The sequence below is a fragment of the Bartonella sp. CL100XZDX genome (assembly GCF_042195375.1).
Lineage (GTDB): Bacteria > Pseudomonadota > Alphaproteobacteria > Rhizobiales > Rhizobiaceae > Bartonella.
This window is the reverse complement of sequence record NZ_JBHIOH010000018.1, coordinates 42,274-60,194: the sequence shown is the minus strand read 5'-3', so window position 1 is coordinate 60,194 and position 17,921 is coordinate 42,274. Positions and strand designations below refer to the sequence as shown.

Here is a 17,921-nt window from a genome sequence, read left to right as displayed (position 1 = left end):
AGTGATGAAAAATTACTCTAACTATTTTGTTTGACTTATTATATTGATATTGTATCAATTAAATTTTTTTCGCGTACCTCATGAGTGGGGTTGAGTAGGAGAAGAGTAAAAATTCTGTTTTAGGCCTGTTCTATTTTGTGCATTGGGCGTGATTCCATTAGATACTAGACTTAATCACTATAATTTATTACAAATTTGCTACTTTAGAGAGTGAAATTCGACTTTTTTTCTTTGTTTATATCAAGAATTAAAAATATTACTTTCTCATATTGAAGTCTTCTTACGGAGAATTTACACTACTATTTCTTTAATTTCTACTGCTGTTCATTTTGATTATTATTAAGTTTTTTATTATCCGAAGTAAACATTCAAAAATATTAATTTTATAAAATATTCACACAGTTTACTCAATTTCTTGAAATAGATTTAAAAAATAAATTTTTCTCACATCTTATAGTAAAGGGGTGTACTATCACAGTTTGCCACAATACTCTCTTTATTTTTCAATAATACCACACGCTAAACGTGCACCACCTCCGCCAAGCGGTAATGGTTTATCTGATTGATTATCAGCCCCTAAATGAATGACTAAAGAGCGCCCTTTAATTTCAGAGATTTTTTTAATCGTGGAGCAAGAACGCTCATTATGGCATATCCGTGCTTATCAACATAAAGTGCTGGTAAATCACCAAGATGACCATTGACATTATAAGGTCCTAAATGTTTTCCGGTATGTTCTGGATCATAATGTCCACCTGCGCTTCCACCAATTATGCCATCTTTTGTATCACATGAAGGATTCACATGTACATGAAAACCATGCATCCCTTCTGATAAAGTAGATAAATTAGGGATGAAAATCAAACCGTATGTGTTTTCTTCAATTTTAATGCTACCAATAGCCTTTTTGAAATTGTTATCTTCTAATTTATAAATATTTACTTGTGTTGATAGTGCTAATACAGAATTTTTATGAATTAAAAATGCCATAAAAAACAATAATGATAATAATATTTTTTTCATAAAATACCTTTATACTTATTTTTAAATAGATTATTATCTATAATTAATAATCTATATTAATAATATATTATATAAATGTCTTAAATTGAACTTTAACAAAAATAATTTAAATATAAATATTAGTTATTAGAAAGAGCAAATAAATTAAAGTATGTTTATATATATATTTCTAAACATAACTTTCATTTTTTGATCTATAAAAAATGTAGCTTCCATAGACTGATAATTATATCTCGCTTACATTTCTTCAAGAGATGCTTTAAAAAAGCTACTTTTTTGATGTATAATAAAGAATTAAGCAAACAGTTTTAATAAGTTAGATGTTATTTCATTTATAATATGATAATCGTTTCATCAAAAAAAAAAGAACATATAATTTGTTGATGATTTAATTGTTTTTCATAGAAAAAATGACGAGAAATTTCTATTCATTATGAAATTTATAAGAGAAAGAATTATTATGATTCATATAAATTTCCCATAAAATACAGCATATACCGACACTTCCTCCCATTCCTGATCCTATCAGTGCTCCTATTATTATTCCGGCAGAAAGTGCTGCTCCTATACCCATTGCGATAACTGGACCAAATCCTGGAAGAGCAATATAACCATAAGCTGAAAGAGTTGCCGCGATAGCTCCTGATATGCTTCCATTTAAAACGCCAATGAAAGCAAATTCTTTAATAGAATGGCAGCACTTTTTTAAGTTTTTTTTCTTACGGCTGTAAAAAGAAATGTTGCTGTAAGTTTTAAAATCAATCATATTCGTTTCTTTCATTTTGAATGCTAACTGTTCCTGAATAATCAACGGATACGAAAAAATGGGACTTTTTAAATTTTACTAAAGCACGCCAGATGCCATTGTCATCTAAACGCAATCGTTTAATATTCTCAAAACCATTTTGCATAAGACAATTTTTAATTTGTGAAGCAGTAAATGAGTTCTGACCTATTTTAGTGACATTTTGAGTAGAGCTATAGGTAAAGGTTTGACAATAAGGAAGGTGAAAAACTTCACTTATTGAAGTAGTGACTATCAACGAGACACATACAATCATTATAAAAAAAGTACTTAATTTCAAAAATTTATTTAGTGTCATCTTGTTACCATTTGTTAAAACAACACTTCATTAACCTCTGTGTTACTAACAGGTTCCAAAGATGATTTTATTTTTAATATTATACTTAATAATAAAAAGATTTTAAAATCTATTGATTAAATAAAACTGTTTTTTATTATTTATTTTCTTATTAAAATTAATATTATAAAATAACTCTTTAAAAACGGTATTATTTTTCATTTTCTTTATAGTGCAAAATTTAACAGATGTGATTTAGCAAGATATCTTTACAATTTAAGCTTTAGTCTATAATTAAGTTTTATCTTATTTCATATCAATATGCTAAATATATATAATAATTTTTTCTTTCCTAGAAAGAACAAAGATATTTTTTGCATCAGTAATATGATATGATTGCAAAATGCAATTTATTATTTTTTTATTTTACGTTATTACCCATTATTGTTCAGTAGGGCTGTTTTGATGATTTTGTTGGAGATATTTGCATAATTTTCTTGAATCCATAACCCGGATACATTCCTTCGCGCATAAATAAATTACGTAATGGTGGGAAACTATGTAACAAACCAAGCCCAATGCTTCGTATGATATGAACAGGCAACATATGAGAAAGTAGAGCAGAGTTCAGTGTATGAACAGCTCCACTTCGGATTAATATATCTGGTTTGCGACATTTGTTATAATGTGCAACAATCATTTCAGAGTTAGAATTGGATATTTTATTAGGTAAAATATCAATTAAAGTTTGGACATCACGGAATCCTAAATTCAATCCTTGTGCCCCAATAGGGGGGAAAACATGAGCGGCTTCACCGACTAAAATTGTTCGATTAGCAGCAAAATGACGAGAAAGAAGTCCGAAAAGCGGCCATGCTTGAATTGATGTTTCTAAGCTTAGCTTTCCAAGCATTGATTGCATTTTGTTTTCGATCATTTTTGCAATTGTTTTTGGTTCTGTATTCAATAATTCTTCAGCACGGGAAGGATGAACAACCCATACAAGACTAGATCTTCGTCCTGGTAGTGGAACCTGTGTAAATGGACCGTGTTCTGTATGAAATTCGGTTGATGTATTTTGATGAGAAAACTCATGAGAAAAGTTGAGAACAAGTGCTTTTTGTGGATAATTCCACTGTTTGACACTTATCCCTGCTGCGGCACGTGTAAGAGAGTGACATCCATCAGCTGCAATAACAAGTGGTGCTTGAATGACTCTACAATCAGCAAGAGTAATACATACATGTTTTTTTGTGTGATGAACAGATTTGGCTGCAGAAACAAATCTTGTAATATTGGGCGTATGTGTAACAGCATCGACTAAAGCACTGTTCAATTTTACATTAGGTATATTATAGCCAAAAGCTTTTTCACCAATTTCAGCAGAAGAAAAATGCACCGTAGGAGCATGCACAATTCTAGAAGTTATATCTATAATTCTCATGGAAGATAAAGCTGCTGCATGTTTTTGAAGATTATCCCAAATATTGAGTTTTTGAAGCATGCGTATTGCAGGCATCATAAGAGCAGTTGTCCGTAACTCATCTGTATGAGCAGGGGGCCCAACAAGAAAAACAGAAAGCCCCTCATGTGCAAGACTCAGCGCCGCTAACATTCCGACAGGGCCTGCACCAATAACAGCAATATCTTTATGCTCTTCCTTTTCAAATATCACAATGACTTGAACCTTTCTCCATTGAGAAAATATTTTAACATTTCCAAATGATCGCTCTCTTTTTATTATATGAAGCTCTTCTATTATAGTATGTAATAAATAATGCGATATAAAAAAGTAACCTTTTTATGATTTTTTAAAATGCTGAGTTATATCATCGGTAAAAAATGGCGTATTGATAGATGGTTGAAGACTTTAAAAACGAGGATAAGAAAAACTTGAAACGTAAACTAACAAAGAAAATCAAAACAAATGCTAAATTATTACGCCATAAAAAAGTAACAATGCCACAAGCAAAGGCTTTTTCTGTTCATTTACTAACAGCTTCGGGATCATTTTTAGCGTTTCTTTCTCTTATATCAGCCTCTCAAAAAGAATGGACAGCTATGTTCTGTTGGCTTGGGCTTGCTCTTCTCGTTGATGGTATAGATGGACCAATTGCACGTAAACTTGATGTTAAATACGTTCTTCCAACATGGTCTGGAGAACTGTTAGATAATATTATTGATTACGTGACTTATGTCTTAATTCCTGCCTTTGCACTCTATCAAAGTGGTTTTATGGGGGTAGGGTTATCATTTTCATTGAGTGCAATTATTGTTATTTCATCTGCTATTTATTATGCAGATACTAGTATGAAAACCAAAGAAAATTTTTTTAAAGGATTTCCTGTTGTTTGGAATATGATGATTTTTACGCTTTTTGTCGTCAGACCAGGAGAGTGGATTACTTTTATCATTATTGTTTTATCGGCGATTATATCTTTTTTGCCAATTTATTTTATTCATCCAGTAAGAGTCCTTCGTTTACGTAGGGTTAATTTTCCCATTTTTCTCTTATGGTGTTTTTTTGGTATTTCTGCCTTCTTTTATCAACTAGAGGCTCCCTATTGGGTTAAAATAGGAATTTCGGTAACAGGAGTTTATATATATTGTATTGGTGCAATCATGCAAATATTTCCTCAACTTGGGGCAAAAAATATAAAAAAAACAATAAAATAGTTGTTTTAAGAAGGGTGTGAGATGCAAATTAATTTTGGAGCAGATGATGATATTTCTTTTACGAAAGAAGGGCGGGCTGGTATTATAAAGCTCACACGTCCTTCAGCATTAAATGCTCTTAATCAACGAATGGTTTCAGCTTTAAAAAAAGCTCTCAGAACATGGGAAACAGATGATAATGTTTCTTGTGTCTTAATTGAAGGGGAGGGGCGTGCTTTTTGTGCTGGTGGAGATGTTGTAGAAATCTATCATATGGGGAAAAGTGTTGCTGCTTGTCAATACTTTAGGGATGAATATAGCTTAAATGCTTATATCAAACATTTTTCAAAGCCCTACATTTCTTTCTTAAACGGTATTTGGATGGGAGGAGGAGTAGGTATTTCTCTCTATGGTTCGCATCGAATTGTTACAGAAAATACAGTTTTTGCTATGCCAGAAGGTGCGATTGGATTTTTCCCAGATGTAGGTGCAAGTTTTTTCTTACCATCTCTTCCCAATCATTTTGGCATCTATCTTGCATTAACGGGCGCACGCATAAAGTGGGGAGATTGCTTAAATTTAGGATTAGCAACACACGCCGTTGCTGAAACTGAATTCGATATGATTAGAAAAGCTGTTATTGAGCAAGGAGATCCCACTTTAGCTTTAAACGAGCGAGCAATTACAAAAGACTATGAAACAAGTCATGAAATACGTTGTATTATTAACAGTTGTTTTAGTGCCCATAGCTTAGAAGAATGTCTTGAGTTGCTACATAAAAAAAGCAATGAAGATGTTTTATTTGCTAAAGAATGTTATGATATTTTGCAGTCACGTTCCCCGACAAGTTTAAAAGTTATCTGGAAACAAATGAAACAGAATTCATCTCAAACGTTGGAAGATTGTATGAAAATTGAAAACCGCATAGCGCATCATATGATTCATTCACATGATTTTTATGAAGGTATACGTGCTATGTTAATCGATAAGGATACAAGACCTCAATGGCAGCCAGATAAACTTTCAAATGTGACAGATGAAATGGTAGATTCTTACTTCCAACCTATTGAACAAGAGTTATTATTGTGAAAAATAATTCTCACAAACATATTTCAAAAATCAATTTAATCTATAACTGTTACTTACGGTTTTTGGCACTTATTTGCTTAGTTCTAGGTATTTGTTATTGGATACGCCTTGTTGGTGTTTTTCCAGGTATTCTATGGCGTTTTGATCTTATGCCTTGGCAGTGGCAATTTGCATCAGCTATATTGGCTATTCTCTATCCTATTGCCTTAGTTGGACTTTGGATGTATTCACTATGGGGCATCATTGTGTGGTGTATTGCAGCATTGATTGAAGCAATAACAATGTATTATTCCGATTTTATTTATCAGCCATTTGTACCATTATTTCATGGAATATTGTTTTTAGCTTTTATAGCACTACAAATTGTGATGGTGTTTTTTAAAAGAGTAAAAAATAAAAAAACATTGTGATTGAAATTTTCGAGCCAGAATAACAGGCTCGATTTTCAATCTTAGCTAATTTAAGTAGCTCATTTTAAAGATTCATTCTTCAAAGCGCTGATGCTAGATATACTTTTTCTATAAAGTTCCATAATATATATTATGCGATAATATGATGCAGAAGATAAACCCTTTATCCAAAAAGAAAACCCTACTTTAAAACATCATCATAATATTTATATCATACAATTTACTTTTAAAATAAAATTTGGTCTTTAAGGTATTTTACAACGTTTCATACGTGCAAGATCACTCAAAACAGCATTACGGTTATTTAAAGCCGAAATTTCATTACTTTCACTGGATTTAGTATCCATAAAAAACAAAGCAGGTACAAATACAACACTTGCTGCTGCTAAAGCCACGTTCTTATTTCTTGCTTTAGAACGCTCTGCAATTGTATCATTAATCTGACGTTTATTAGCAAAAAACTCCCGTTGAATATCGGCACAACTCATTGATCCGTCATGTAATGTTGTCGTTGCAATATTTTTTTCTAAACGCCCCCCACATGCTGTTAAGGAAACCGCTAAAACCACAATACATACACCCCGCTTAAAATTCTTATACATAAAAGCCTCATTTTTGACATAAAAAACACTAAATATGTCAAAAATGAAATAAAATAAAGGATAAATTTAAAAGTATTTTATTTAACTTAAAATATTGCGCATAATAAGCTTATGCATCTGTTTCAAAAGTAAGACCTTGATATGCAGGTTTTACATAGGATGGAACGTAATTTATAACCTTATTGTAATCCAGCGATCTGTCCATATGTGTGAGTATTGCTTGTTTTGGCTTTAAATATTCTATCCACTGTAATGCTTGATCAACAGAAAAATGACTCGGATGGGATTTAAATTGAAGAGCTTCAATGATGAGAACATCCAAATCCATTAATTTGGATAAAGTTTTTTCAGGAAATTTACTAACATCCGTACAATAGGCAACATTCCCAATCCGAAAACCTAAGGAATGAATGTTTCCGTGGTGTTGTAAATGTGTATTGACGCTTATTTCTCCGCCCTGCCCCTGAATAATAAATTGGCTATCTTCATTGATAAGATGCTCTTTTAAAATGGGAGAATAAGATGAATCTTTTGGAGTTTGAAAACAATATCCGAAAGCACTTTTGAGATGCTCTAGTGTAAATCTGTCGGCATAGATATCTATTAAACATTTTTGTGCAAGTGCATAGCTGCGTAAATCATCAATACCGTGGATATGGTCTGCATGAGAATGCGTGTAAAGAGCAGCATCAAGATGGCTTACACGCGCATCGATCATTTGTGAGCGAAAATCTGGACCTGTATCAATAACGATCGTTGTTTTGCCTCCTGAAGGTTTAATACGTTCAACTAATAAAGAACTTCTGTAGCGTTTATTTTTAGGGTTATTCGGATCACATGTTCCCCAATCACCATTAGGTCTTGGCACTCCTGGAGAAGGACCACAACCTAATATTGTAAATCGGTATTGATCACACATATCTTTTGCCTTATTTCATTTTGCTAAATAAACGAAAAGCATTACGCGTTGTTATTTGAGCTGTTTCTTCAATGCTTAAGCCAATTGTTTCAGCCAAAACAGCTGCTGTATAACATACAAAAGATGGTTCATTTGTTTTGCCCCGATGGGGACTAGGTGCTAAAAATGGAGCATCTGTTTCCACTAACAAATGCTCATGGGGCACAATTTTTGCTATTTCACGGATTTCAAATGCGTTTTTAAAAGTAAGAATACCTGAAAAAGAAATATAACCACCAAGTTCAATTCCAGCACGAGCAAGTTGCATTCCAGACGAATAACAATGAAGGATAAAGGGAAAAGCTCCTTCTTTTGTCTGTTCACGTAATATTTTCTCCATATCGATATCGGCATTGCGTGAATGTATAACAAGAGGAATCTGTGTTTCTCGAGAAGCAATGATATGTTCATGAAAAACTTTCTTTTGCTCTTCTGGAGTAGAATAATCATAATGATAATCAAGCCCCCCTTCCCCAAACGCAACAATTTTAGGGTGATTCGAGAGCTGTATAAGCTCTTCCGCTGTAATATTTTGTTCTTCATGCGCATGATTGGGGTGTGTTCCAACGGAACAAAAGACTTGATCATAGCTTTGCGCAATGGCTAACAGCTTATCTAACTTATAAACATGGGTTGAAATTGTTATCATACGTTTAACGTCAGCATCTAAAGCCCGTTGGATAACATTATCCAAATCTTGTGAAAAATCTTCAAAATCAAGATGACAATGTGTATCAATCAACATGATGAGTATCTTCTTTCTTCAAGATATAACGAGGAAAAATTGGTTCTGGTGGTGGAAGATCAAGCCCTTCTTGAATTTTTGAATGACTTATATGATACAATAACCGATCATCTTCAGCAACCGCAAGGCTATCAAGAAGTTTTGCTGCTGATTGGGGTATGAAAGGCAAAAGCATAATTCCTATTCTCCGCAAGATTTCTACAGTTATATAAAGAACTGTAGAAAATCGCTCTCGATCATTTTTACGTAAACTCCAAGGTTGTTCGTTGGCAAAATAGCGATTGGCATCTGCTACAATTGAAAAAATAGCTGAAAGTGCTAAATGCATACTATAAGAAGACATAGCTTGGTGTACAGTTTCAAGTACTTGAAGAGATTGTTCTAAAAGCTGTTTATCTTGAGCTGAAAATGAAGCTGGTTTCGGGATTTGTGCATTACAATTTTTGGCAATCATAGACAAACAGCGCTGTGCTAAATTACCAAGATCATTAGCAAGATCAGCATTAATACGGTTCACAAGGCTTTCATGACTATAACTACCATCTTGTCCGAATGGCACTTCACGGAGAAGGAAATAACGGACCTGATCAAGACCATAGTGTTCAACCATTTCAAAAGGATCAACGACATTTCCAATAGATTTTGACATTTTTGCACCACGATTAAGTAAAAAACCATGTGCAAAAATATTTTTAGGCAATTCAATTCCAGCAGACATTAAAAATGCCGGCCAATAGACTGCATGAAAACGAATAATATCCTTACCAATAATATGCGTATTTGCAGGCCAAAAATCACGTTTTTTTGAATTTTCATTGAAAAAACCTATTGCTGATAGATAATTTGTAAGCGCATCAACCCAGACATACATCACGTGCTTTGGATTCTCAGGAACAGCAATTCCCCAGTTAAAACTTGCGCGTGAAATAGAGATATCTTTTAAACCTGATTTGATAAAACTTATAATTTCATTACGCCGCTCAAATGGAGCAATAAAATCAGGATGTTTTTCATAATATTCAAGAAGAGCCTTTTCATAATGAGAAAGTCTAAAAAAACAACTTTCTTCTTCATTCCATTCAACTGGAGAGCCTAATTCCTTCTCACGACGGATGTTGTCTGGTCCAACTTCCGTATCTTTTTCTTCGTAATAGGCTTCTTGGCGAACCGAATACCACCCCGTATAACGACCGAGATAAATATCGCCATTTGCTTCCATCTTTTTCCAAATTTCCTGACAAGCTTGATAATGGCGTTCTTCTGTCGTACGGATAAAATCATCGTTAGAACAATTTAATACTGCAAGCATTTTTTGAAACACCGCACTATTACGATCTGCAAGCTGCTGAGGTGTCATGCCTAATGCAGCTGCGGTTTGTTGCATCTTGAGACCATGCTCATCTGTACCAGAAAGAAAAAATACATTTTTTCCGTTTAACCGTTGAAAGCGGGCTAAAACATCGCTTGCAATTGCACTATAAGCATGTCCAATATGTGGAGCACCATTAGGATAAAAAATGGGAGTTGTTATGTAATATGTGTCACGCATGTCATACTCGTTGTAAAACGCTATAAATAAAAGATATTATGACATAACGTTTGTTTATCGCATTGTCACGGAAAAACTAATCCTCATGAATGATCTTATGAACTTTAAAAAGCAAGTTAATAACAAACTGCTTTTTATCGAGATTAAACAGTTGTATTTCCTCTATTTCTTGATGAATCTCCCGCCATTTTTCCGCATATTTTTTTGAGAGAAATAAGTCTCCCTTTTCAACGAGCATGATAGCTTTTTTTTGAATTTTATTAAGAATTTCATCACAAAATTGTTGAAATTGGAATGTAGAAGAAACAGATGAAAATGTTTGTGCAAGAGTATGTACAATCATTGCGTTACAAACAGGTTTCTCTAGGAGAGCATCAATTGTTTTAATAATTTCAAAACCGCCATGGCAAACAAGTAAAGCAGCTTTTCGAGGACTTCCTTTAGATTTTTCAATAATCATTTCAATTGTTTTCTCATCAGGTAAATCCTGATTGGCGAAAATATGTGTAATAACTTTTTTCATTTCATCGTTATTCAAGGGACGAAAAGAGATTTTTTGACACCGTGAATGGATTGTTGGAAGCAATTTGCCAGAAGAATGCGCGATAATAACAAATAACGTTTTTGTAGGTGGTTCTTCAAGTATTTTAAGAATTGCATTTGCTGCATTTCTATTCATATCATCTGCAGAATCAACAATAACTATACGCCATCCATTTTCTTGTGATGTTCGGCTTAAAAAATGCATAATATCACGGATATCATCAACGAGTATTCCTGTTTTAAACTTTTGCGTTTTCACATCAAATCGACGTGAAATATACAAAAGACCAGGGTGACTTCCTTGTGTAATTTGGCGCCATGGGGTAGAATAAGGATCGGGTTTCAAGAAAGCACTCTGTTGAAAACTTAAAATGTTCCAAGCAAGATGAAAGGCTAATGTAGCCTTTCCAATCCCATATTCTCCTTCAAATAATAATGCATGATGTAAACGCTCTTCTTTAAGCATTTGTGTCAAAAAATGACGCACATCCTCATGACCAAAGATAACATTGTTCTGGGATGGTGATAAAATTGTATCAATATCATCATATTGGCGTAAGGTATTTACATTACTCATGAAAGCTGATCCAACAATACCTGATGACAAATATTTTTTATTTGATGAGCAATGGCTTCCACTGAGCCAGTGGCATCAATAACTCGAAATCTATGGGGTTCCTGTTTGGCCAATTGAAGAAAAGCCTGACGCCTTTGTTCTTGAATTTCCAACAGATCTTTTTCAAAATAATCAATTTCTTCTGTTTTTTTTCTTCGCAAATTTGCACGCTTCATACCACACATTGCAGGCATATCTAATAAAAATGTTAAATGAGGCAAAATGCCATTGAGCGCAATACACTCTAAAACAGAAAGAAGAGAAGAACTGACGGTATCATTGAGTCCTTGATAAACGCGTGTAGAATCAATAAAGCGGTCACATAAAACGATTTTACCTTTTTGCAAAGAAGGTGCGATAACCTCAGTAACATGGTCGACACGTGCAGCTGTAAACAAAACAGCTTCAATCAACGGTCCATACTGTCGCGCCTGCCCCGACAACAAAATATGCCGGATTGCTTCTGCTCCTGGTGTTCCTCCTGGTTCTCGTGTTGTGACAACATCATAACCTTGGTGTGAGAGAGACTCAGCAAGTAAAGAAATCTGCACCGTTTTCCCTACCCCGTCCCCTCCTTCGAATGTAATAAAATAACCTGACACGTATGATCTTAACCTTATTAGCGCGTAACTATAAATATTTTCGTAACCATCCAATTGTTATTTCATAGAATGCATTTTTTACTTTTGCAAAGAAACTTCCTTCCTGAACATTCATTCCGGCAAAAACTGGTTTTTCCAGAAGAACCTTTTTATCTTCTAAAATTTGAATAACGCCAACTGATTGCCCAGAAACGATGGGAGCTTTCAATGGACCATGATATTTAATTTTTGCTTTAACATTTGCTTTTTTTTCATTCGAAAGCATAAAACTTATTGGTGTTTTAACAATGAGTGGAACAAAATTTTGTTTACCACCATAAACAGAAGCACGACCAACCGTTTCTTCTTTTGTAAAAATCGTTTTGAGATCAAAAGCCGTCATTCCCCATTGAAGAATGCGTTCTATTTCTTTTGTATATTTTTTACCATTTTGCAAACCATTGATTGCTAAAAAAAGACGTCGATGATTTTTAGAAATGGTGGCAACCATTGAAAAACCTTTTTTTTCACTGTAGCCAAAACCAAATCCTTCTACACCAATTTCCTTAGAAATAAGAGGATTTTTATTACGTTGAAAAATATTATTCCATGTAAAATGAGGCTCACAATAAAGTGCATAATAGTCCGGATATTCCTGAACAATATGACGTGCTAATATAATCATATCACGCACAGTTACAAATTGTCCCTCTTCGGGTAGCCCTGTTGCATTAACAAAATGACTCTGAGATAATCCAATCATTTTAGCGTGCTGATTCATCAACTTTGTGAAATGAGCTTCATCTCCTGATATGCCTTCAGCAAGAATAATAGCAGCATCATTTCCATTGACAATAATTAAACCACGCAACAGATCAGAAACACTGATTTCTGTTTTTATCTTTGCAAACATAGTGGTTGTACCAGAAGGTGCTCCACCCTTGCGCCAAGCATTTTCACTGACCTTAAATTTCTGCGTACTTTTTAATAATCCTTTTTTTAATTGATGAAATACAACTTCTGCTGTCATCAATTTTACTAATGAAGCAGGAAAAAAAGGAATAGCACTTTGTTTTTCATAAAGTATTGTCTCTGTATCATCATCGAGTAATAACAATTGTGAAGCAGAAATTTGAAAATCTTGTGCTCTCCCCCACGTATCAAATGCCAATACTCCCCATAATATCAATAAGATCCTTAATATTGTGTACATAGCTGCTCCTCCCATCCCAAAGATCAACATAAAGAATCTTATATAGGAAAAAACTTTTTTATTTCCGCAAATTGAGGAATTATTGATGACTCAAGAAAAGATTTTATTTTTATTCAGCGTTAGTAAAAGTAAAATGATGCACTTCTTATCTTCCACCTAGATTCAATTTTATGTTTTAAAGCATGAGAAACAAAATTTTTTTTATTTGTTGTTTTATATTGATAGTAGATTGATTTATTATGATAAATTATAATCTTTTAACGTGGATCTGATTCAAAATACTGTAAGATTCTTTCGTTATATTTCCTCTCATATTGAATTCAATAAAATCGCTTGCTTACGCATCATAAGTAGGGTTCGTATATAGATAAAAATTATTAAAAAAGAGAGTAAAAATACTTCTTATCAACCTCTCAAGTGTTAAGAATTATCGCATAAAACATTGGGGCTTGCAAAGTGTATGACGGTGTCGGTTTATATCTTCATAAGTGTGAAGATGGTGATATCTAAAGGCGTTACAGTTATGCCATTCACAGGCGCTGTCGTAAAATAGACCTGTAGCGTGTTGAAGTATGTCTCTTTTAAATAAGTCCGTGAATTGGCAATGTAAGCGTATTTTGTTTGAGACGCTCTGTTTTTCGTGAGGGAACTTACTCCATTAAAGAACATGATAAACAAAAGCATGAGGTAATATATAATCTCTTCATAAGATATTACCGTGGATACTTTGGAAAATTGCAAAGCCGAATCAAAAGAAAATATTTTTTTACTTGTTAAGCTTTTTATTCCTCTCAAATCGATTGTACAGTTGTTTTGGAGATTACACAAACAGACTGATACAATAATCTACCTTCGTCTAGCAAAAGCTATTACAGTAAGAAAAGTACGCGCTTTATTAAGCAAGCAATATCATAAAACGACGAATAGACCAGCAATGGAGTAGAAAGGCCGTACTGAATTTATAATAATAGCACCCCACCACGCTTTTTGAAAAGGACAACGCGCTTTAAGATGAAAATCTTACACTAAATCCGTAAGTTCTTACCTTTTTTACTAGAAAATTATATAGATAAAAAATCAATGCATTTTTTCTTAAAACAGTTGTAGCCAATTGACCTTTGTTTTTTTGTTTAGCTTATTTATAGAAGCAACTTGATCGAATGGAATCGGCTTATCAACCATGATAGGACCAATTTCTGGCAATTTAACTGCAACAGTTTTATTACGTTGTTCCTGTTCAACAGCAGCTGCTTTAGCTAGTTCCTTTTTGTTTCCTGTATTGCGCTGCTCTTTTAACAAAACAGTTTCTCTTTTTTTCGAAACATTTTCCGACGCTAATGAGTATGGGGCAGCATTTCCAGGAGTATAAGAGGACATTAAATATGCACCATCATAATAGCCAACAGGTGCTTCAGCAATATATTCTACTTTAACATCTGCAACCCCCCTATCTACATACCCCAGTATTGTCGCAGCTTGCCTTGATAAATCAATGATTCTGTCTTTCATAAAAGGTCCGCGATCATTCACTCTAACAACGATTGAAGATCCATTTTTCAAATTAGTGACACGAGCATAGCTAGGTAAAGGCATTGTAGGATGAGCAGCAGTCAAAAGATTCATGTCATAAATTTCACCGTTGGCAGTTAAACGTCCATGAAAATCTGAACCATACCATGATGCTTCGCCAACACGTTTATAAGTTGGATCACTTTGAGGATAATACCACTTTCCTTTTATTTGATAAGGTTTACCAACAATCGCTCGTCCACGCTTTTTTTCTTCCGATTGATTCTTCTTATTGGAGACTTGTTGAGGTAGTACAGAAGTGTTTACGTTAATTGGTTTATTATGATAGGAATCTTTTATTGAAAAATTCATAGTTTGGCTTGCGCAACAAGATACCAGTGACTGAGAAATGACGATCATAGAAAACAATTGAAGTGTTGGTTTAATCATAAAAGTAAATCTCTTTTTTCTATTTGAAGGCATCTATTCAGTCCACTTATTTCTGTTAAGTACTACTGTAAAAACCACGTCACGCTTTTTGTACGCAACGGAAGAATTTACGTTTTTAAATGATTCCCCTCGCGCATATACCACTCTTGAATTGGCCCCTTCTATCAAGAAATTAACGTATTGTTAACCTTTTTATGATCTTCATAAGAAATAAATGTACTATAGTAGATGTTAAAAAGAGTAAAAATTAAATAAATCAACATCTTATAGAAAAGTCATTTCATAATATAAAGTGTGAATAAGTGGTGATTTTAGCAACTTGTTTTGCGAATCATGTAATGCAGTGGGTATTAAAAAATCAACCTATAGATTGAGAAAATTAGAAACCACATGTGCTGCCAACGCAGGTACAATCCTATCGTAATCTTAAAGCTCTTTTTTGTTGGACAGGAGACAGCATAGCATCGCTCTATTTCAAAACAGCTGATAGAAAATGACAGGTTATAGAATCAACAAAAAACTTCAAAAAGAATAAAAACAAGAAAGATTCTTAAATTTTTTATAGCCTATTGATATTAATTTAAATTTGGTGAGCGCGCAGGGATTCGAACCCTGGACCTACTGATTAAAAGTCAGTTGCTCTACCAGCTGAGCTACGCGCTCTCATACAAGCTATCTAGTTTGCACACTATCTAATTTGTAGAAAGTGAAGGGAACATACGGTTGACTTTCCATTTGGTCAACACCTTTTGGAGAAAAATATTATTATTTTCTTCAATTATCAATAATTTTTCGTTTTTACCCCTTTACTTCATCATTGTATAAGTACTCTTTAATCTTATTTTTGAAGTTTCAATAAAGGAAAAATTTCACTGCAAAATATTGCATAGATTCGAAGCGTTAAAATTATGATAAATTACCCCCTTCCCCTCACATGGGTTGTTAAGCATAATGGGTAGAGAAGAAAAAATACCTTTTATTATAATATTATTTTTTATATCTTAGTGTTCAATTTTCAAATATAAATACAGATTTATAAGATAATATATTGATTTATAATAATTTATCATTTTTTCACTTGAGTGATAAGTCTCAAATACTGTAAGCTTATCTCATTTCAAATCTTTTTTATATTGAAACAATAAAAAGCATTTTCTTGACCAATATAAGTGAGAGAATAAAACTATAAAAAAGAAATGAAAATACCTTTTATGCCTCCTTTCAATAATCAAAATTTATCGCAACATTAGGGTTCATGAAAATAGTATATAGCAGTTGACACGTTAGACCTGAAAATGGAACAATGAGCAACAATGGCATTTTGAGAGTATAATTTTATTTATGCATAATGAATATATAACGAAAGCCAGTTTATCCTATAGAATAAAGTAGATATGAAGCAAAAATTTAGTCTCATTGAAAATATCTCGAATGACTATAAATTGTGTTCACTATTAGAGCTGTAGATAATTTTACTAAGAATAAAAAAGCAGAAATAATATGCAGTATGTAAAATGATTTTAAATACCCATAGAGAGTTCTAAATATATAGAATACCTTCTATTTAACTTTTTTATATCAGAAATTACAAAACATGTAGATATATTTTTAGAAGAAAAGGATAATACTGGTCATAAAATTTGGTGTTAGATAATTCAGTCAGAACTATAAAGTATTTTATACATTATTTAATATTAATGTATCTATATAGTATATAAATAATAATTTTAATATATCTATAAATAAAAATATTTATTTATTAAACGATAATATCAAAAACAAAGAAAATAATTTTGATTTGGCGATAAAAATTGTAAAAGTGTTATATATACATGTATTTTTACTTTACTAATTTTTATTATTTTGATTGGAATATTGAATGCTAACATGTAAACAGTATGAGCTACTCTTGTTTATTCATAACCATATAAAAGAAACTGGTGTTCCTCCTTCTTTTGAAGAAATGAAAAATGCATTAGAACTTTCTTCAAAGTCTGGTATTCATAAGCTCATTATAGCCTTAGAACAAAGAGGTTTTATACGTCGTTTGCCTAATCGTGCTCGTGCTGTGGAGGTAATTCGACTTCCTGAGAAAATAACATTTAACCTTTCTTTAGCACGTAAAATTTCTCCCAGTATAATAGAAAGAAATAAAAGGGAAATATCAAAAAGCTTGAGTCCCTTTGATGAAGAAGAAAAAAAAAATATCACCATTCCTATTATGGGACGTATTTCTGCAAGCGTACCCGCCTCTGCTATACTGCAGCAAATAAACAGCCTTTCTCTTCCACTCGATATGGTTAATACAGGTGAGCACTACGCATTAGAAGTTAAAGATGATTCTATGATGGAGGCTGGTATCTTTGATAAAGATACGATCATTGTGAAACGTCAAAATACAGCAATAACAGGTGAAATTATTGTTGCGTTTATTGATAAAAAAGAAGCAACATTAAAACGTTATCGACGCAAAGGAGCTTCTATTGCATTAGAAGCTGCAAATCCTCATTATGAAGTACGGACATACGAATCCGAGCGTGTAGAAATACAAGGCAAACTTACCGGACTTATTCGCAAATATTAAAAAATAAATCTTATAGTACGCGATATATATCGCAATAAGAAGCTGTTGAGTATTTTTTTATTGTGCCACACGCAATTGACTTCTTCTCCACAGCCAAAGGATGCCCCCAATTCGGTTTATAAACAATCCAGATCCTTATCGAGCGGATTTCACTTTCCCTTCCCTCCATGTTCTTCACTTATGCAAGGCTTGGCAAGTAAGCTTTAAAATATTCACCACGTACTTTGAAAAGAACTTGAATGCTTTTAAGAAAGCAGCCTTATATCCTCGTCCTCAATGATGGAATTTTACGATATAATAAGACAAAATTGT

The 17,921-nt window shown here is 33.1% G+C and carries 16 protein-coding genes, 1 tRNA gene and 2 pseudogenes; 6 read left to right on the top strand and 13 right to left on the bottom strand.

Annotated features, from left to right (window positions below; all coding sequences use genetic code 11):
* Positions 1 to 496: 496 nt before the first annotated feature.
* The 4 genes and pseudogenes from sodC to ACFILU_RS01610 form a co-directional block, all read right to left on the bottom strand.
* Positions 497 to 1,023: pseudogene (sodC, locus tag ACFILU_RS01625) on the bottom strand (superoxide dismutase [Cu-Zn] SodC).
* A 424-nt stretch (positions 1,024 to 1,447) separates the two neighbouring features.
* Entirely contained in the window at positions 1,448 to 1,804 is a 357-nt protein-coding gene (locus ACFILU_RS01620; RefSeq protein WP_375674454.1) for a hypothetical protein, read from the bottom strand.
* Positions 1,782 to 2,126 carry a hypothetical protein gene (locus ACFILU_RS01615; RefSeq protein WP_375674453.1) on the bottom strand — a complete coding sequence of 115 codons (345 nt, stop codon included), beginning with the start codon at positions 2,124 to 2,126 and terminating at the stop codon, positions 1,782 to 1,784. Before ACFILU_RS01615 ends, ACFILU_RS01620 begins: the two co-directional genes overlap by 23 nt.
* 427 nt (positions 2,127 to 2,553) lie before the next feature.
* Positions 2,554 to 3,780 carry a UbiH/UbiF family hydroxylase gene (locus ACFILU_RS01610; RefSeq protein WP_375674452.1) on the bottom strand — a complete coding sequence of 409 codons (1,227 nt, stop codon included), beginning with the start codon at positions 3,778 to 3,780 and terminating at the stop codon, positions 2,554 to 2,556.
* A gap of 182 nt (positions 3,781 to 3,962) precedes the next feature.
* Here ACFILU_RS01610 and pcsA point away from each other — a divergent pair, with 182 nt between their 5' ends.
* Genes pcsA through ACFILU_RS01595 form a run of 3 tightly spaced genes read left to right on the top strand, consistent with a single transcriptional unit; the run spans position 3,963 to position 6,259 of the window.
* Positions 3,963 to 4,781 (top strand): phosphatidylcholine synthase, encoded by an 819-nt coding sequence (gene pcsA / locus ACFILU_RS01605; RefSeq protein ID WP_375672383.1) that lies wholly within the window; start codon positions 3,963 to 3,965, stop codon positions 4,779 to 4,781.
* Between the two features lie 21 nt (positions 4,782 to 4,802).
* Entirely contained in the window at positions 4,803 to 5,849 is a 1,047-nt protein-coding gene (locus tag ACFILU_RS01600; protein WP_375674451.1) for an enoyl-CoA hydratase/isomerase family protein, read from the top strand.
* Positions 5,846 to 6,259 (top strand): DUF6163 family protein, encoded by a 414-nt coding sequence (locus ACFILU_RS01595; protein ID WP_375663061.1) that lies wholly within the window; start codon positions 5,846 to 5,848, stop codon positions 6,257 to 6,259. Before ACFILU_RS01600 ends, ACFILU_RS01595 begins: the two co-directional genes overlap by 4 nt.
* Positions 6,260 to 6,504: 245 nt before the next feature.
* On the opposite strand, the gene ACFILU_RS01590 is transcribed toward ACFILU_RS01595, so the two are convergent.
* From ACFILU_RS01590 to ACFILU_RS01560, 7 genes are all read right to left on the bottom strand, one after another.
* Positions 6,505 to 6,861, bottom strand: coding sequence for a hypothetical protein (locus tag ACFILU_RS01590; protein ID WP_375674450.1), 357 nt, complete (start codon positions 6,859 to 6,861; stop codon positions 6,505 to 6,507).
* A 109-nt stretch (positions 6,862 to 6,970) separates the two neighbouring features.
* Entirely contained in the window at positions 6,971 to 7,780 is an 810-nt protein-coding gene (locus tag ACFILU_RS01585; RefSeq protein ID WP_375631133.1) for an MBL fold metallo-hydrolase, read from the bottom strand.
* Between the two features lie 10 nt (positions 7,781 to 7,790).
* The gene (locus tag ACFILU_RS01580) at positions 7,791 to 8,564 is read right to left on the bottom strand and encodes a TatD family hydrolase (RefSeq protein WP_273791049.1); all 774 of its coding nucleotides are present in this window, start codon (positions 8,562 to 8,564) and stop codon (positions 7,791 to 7,793) included.
* A complete protein-coding gene (metG, locus tag ACFILU_RS01575; protein ID WP_375674449.1) occupies positions 8,554 to 10,113 on the bottom strand; it encodes a methionine--tRNA ligase in 1,560 nt (519 codons plus the stop codon). The genes ACFILU_RS01580 and metG overlap by 11 nt, the downstream gene beginning before the upstream one ends.
* Positions 10,114 to 10,189: 76 nt before the next feature.
* A complete protein-coding gene (locus ACFILU_RS01570) occupies positions 10,190 to 11,233 on the bottom strand; it encodes a DNA polymerase III subunit delta' (RefSeq protein WP_375611915.1) in 1,044 nt (347 codons plus the stop codon).
* Positions 11,230 to 11,874, bottom strand: coding sequence for a dTMP kinase (gene tmk / locus ACFILU_RS01565; protein ID WP_273791046.1), 645 nt, complete (start codon positions 11,872 to 11,874; stop codon positions 11,230 to 11,232). Before tmk ends, ACFILU_RS01570 begins: the two co-directional genes overlap by 4 nt.
* 28 nt (positions 11,875 to 11,902) lie before the next feature.
* On the bottom strand, positions 11,903 to 13,066 hold the full coding sequence (locus ACFILU_RS01560; protein WP_375674448.1) for a D-alanyl-D-alanine carboxypeptidase family protein: 1,164 nt from the start codon (positions 13,064 to 13,066) through the stop codon (positions 11,903 to 11,905).
* A gap of 718 nt (positions 13,067 to 13,784) precedes the next feature.
* On the opposite strand from ACFILU_RS01560, the gene ACFILU_RS01555 reads away from it, so the two are divergent.
* Positions 13,785 to 14,009 (top strand): hypothetical protein, encoded by a 225-nt coding sequence (locus ACFILU_RS01555; protein WP_273791044.1) that lies wholly within the window; start codon positions 13,785 to 13,787, stop codon positions 14,007 to 14,009.
* Positions 14,010 to 14,158: 149 nt separating this feature from the next.
* On the opposite strand, the gene ACFILU_RS01550 is transcribed toward ACFILU_RS01555, so the two are convergent.
* Positions 14,159 to 15,058, bottom strand: coding sequence for a septal ring lytic transglycosylase RlpA family protein (locus ACFILU_RS01550; protein ID WP_375674447.1), 900 nt, complete (start codon positions 15,056 to 15,058; stop codon positions 14,159 to 14,161).
* Between the two features lie 277 nt (positions 15,059 to 15,335).
* Here ACFILU_RS01550 and ACFILU_RS01545 point away from each other — a divergent pair.
* A pseudogene (locus tag ACFILU_RS01545) lies at positions 15,336 to 15,522 on the top strand (hypothetical protein); the annotation flags it as partial.
* A gap of 90 nt (positions 15,523 to 15,612) precedes the next feature.
* On the opposite strand, the gene ACFILU_RS01540 reads toward ACFILU_RS01545, so the two are convergent.
* A tRNA-Lys gene (locus ACFILU_RS01540) sits at positions 15,613 to 15,688 on the bottom strand.
* A gap of 1,216 nt (positions 15,689 to 16,904) precedes the next feature.
* Between ACFILU_RS01540 and lexA the strand changes: the two genes are divergently transcribed.
* Entirely contained in the window at positions 16,905 to 17,609 is a 705-nt protein-coding gene (gene lexA, locus ACFILU_RS01535) for a transcriptional repressor LexA (protein WP_273791042.1), read from the top strand.
* Positions 17,610 to 17,921: the final 312 nt, after the last annotated feature.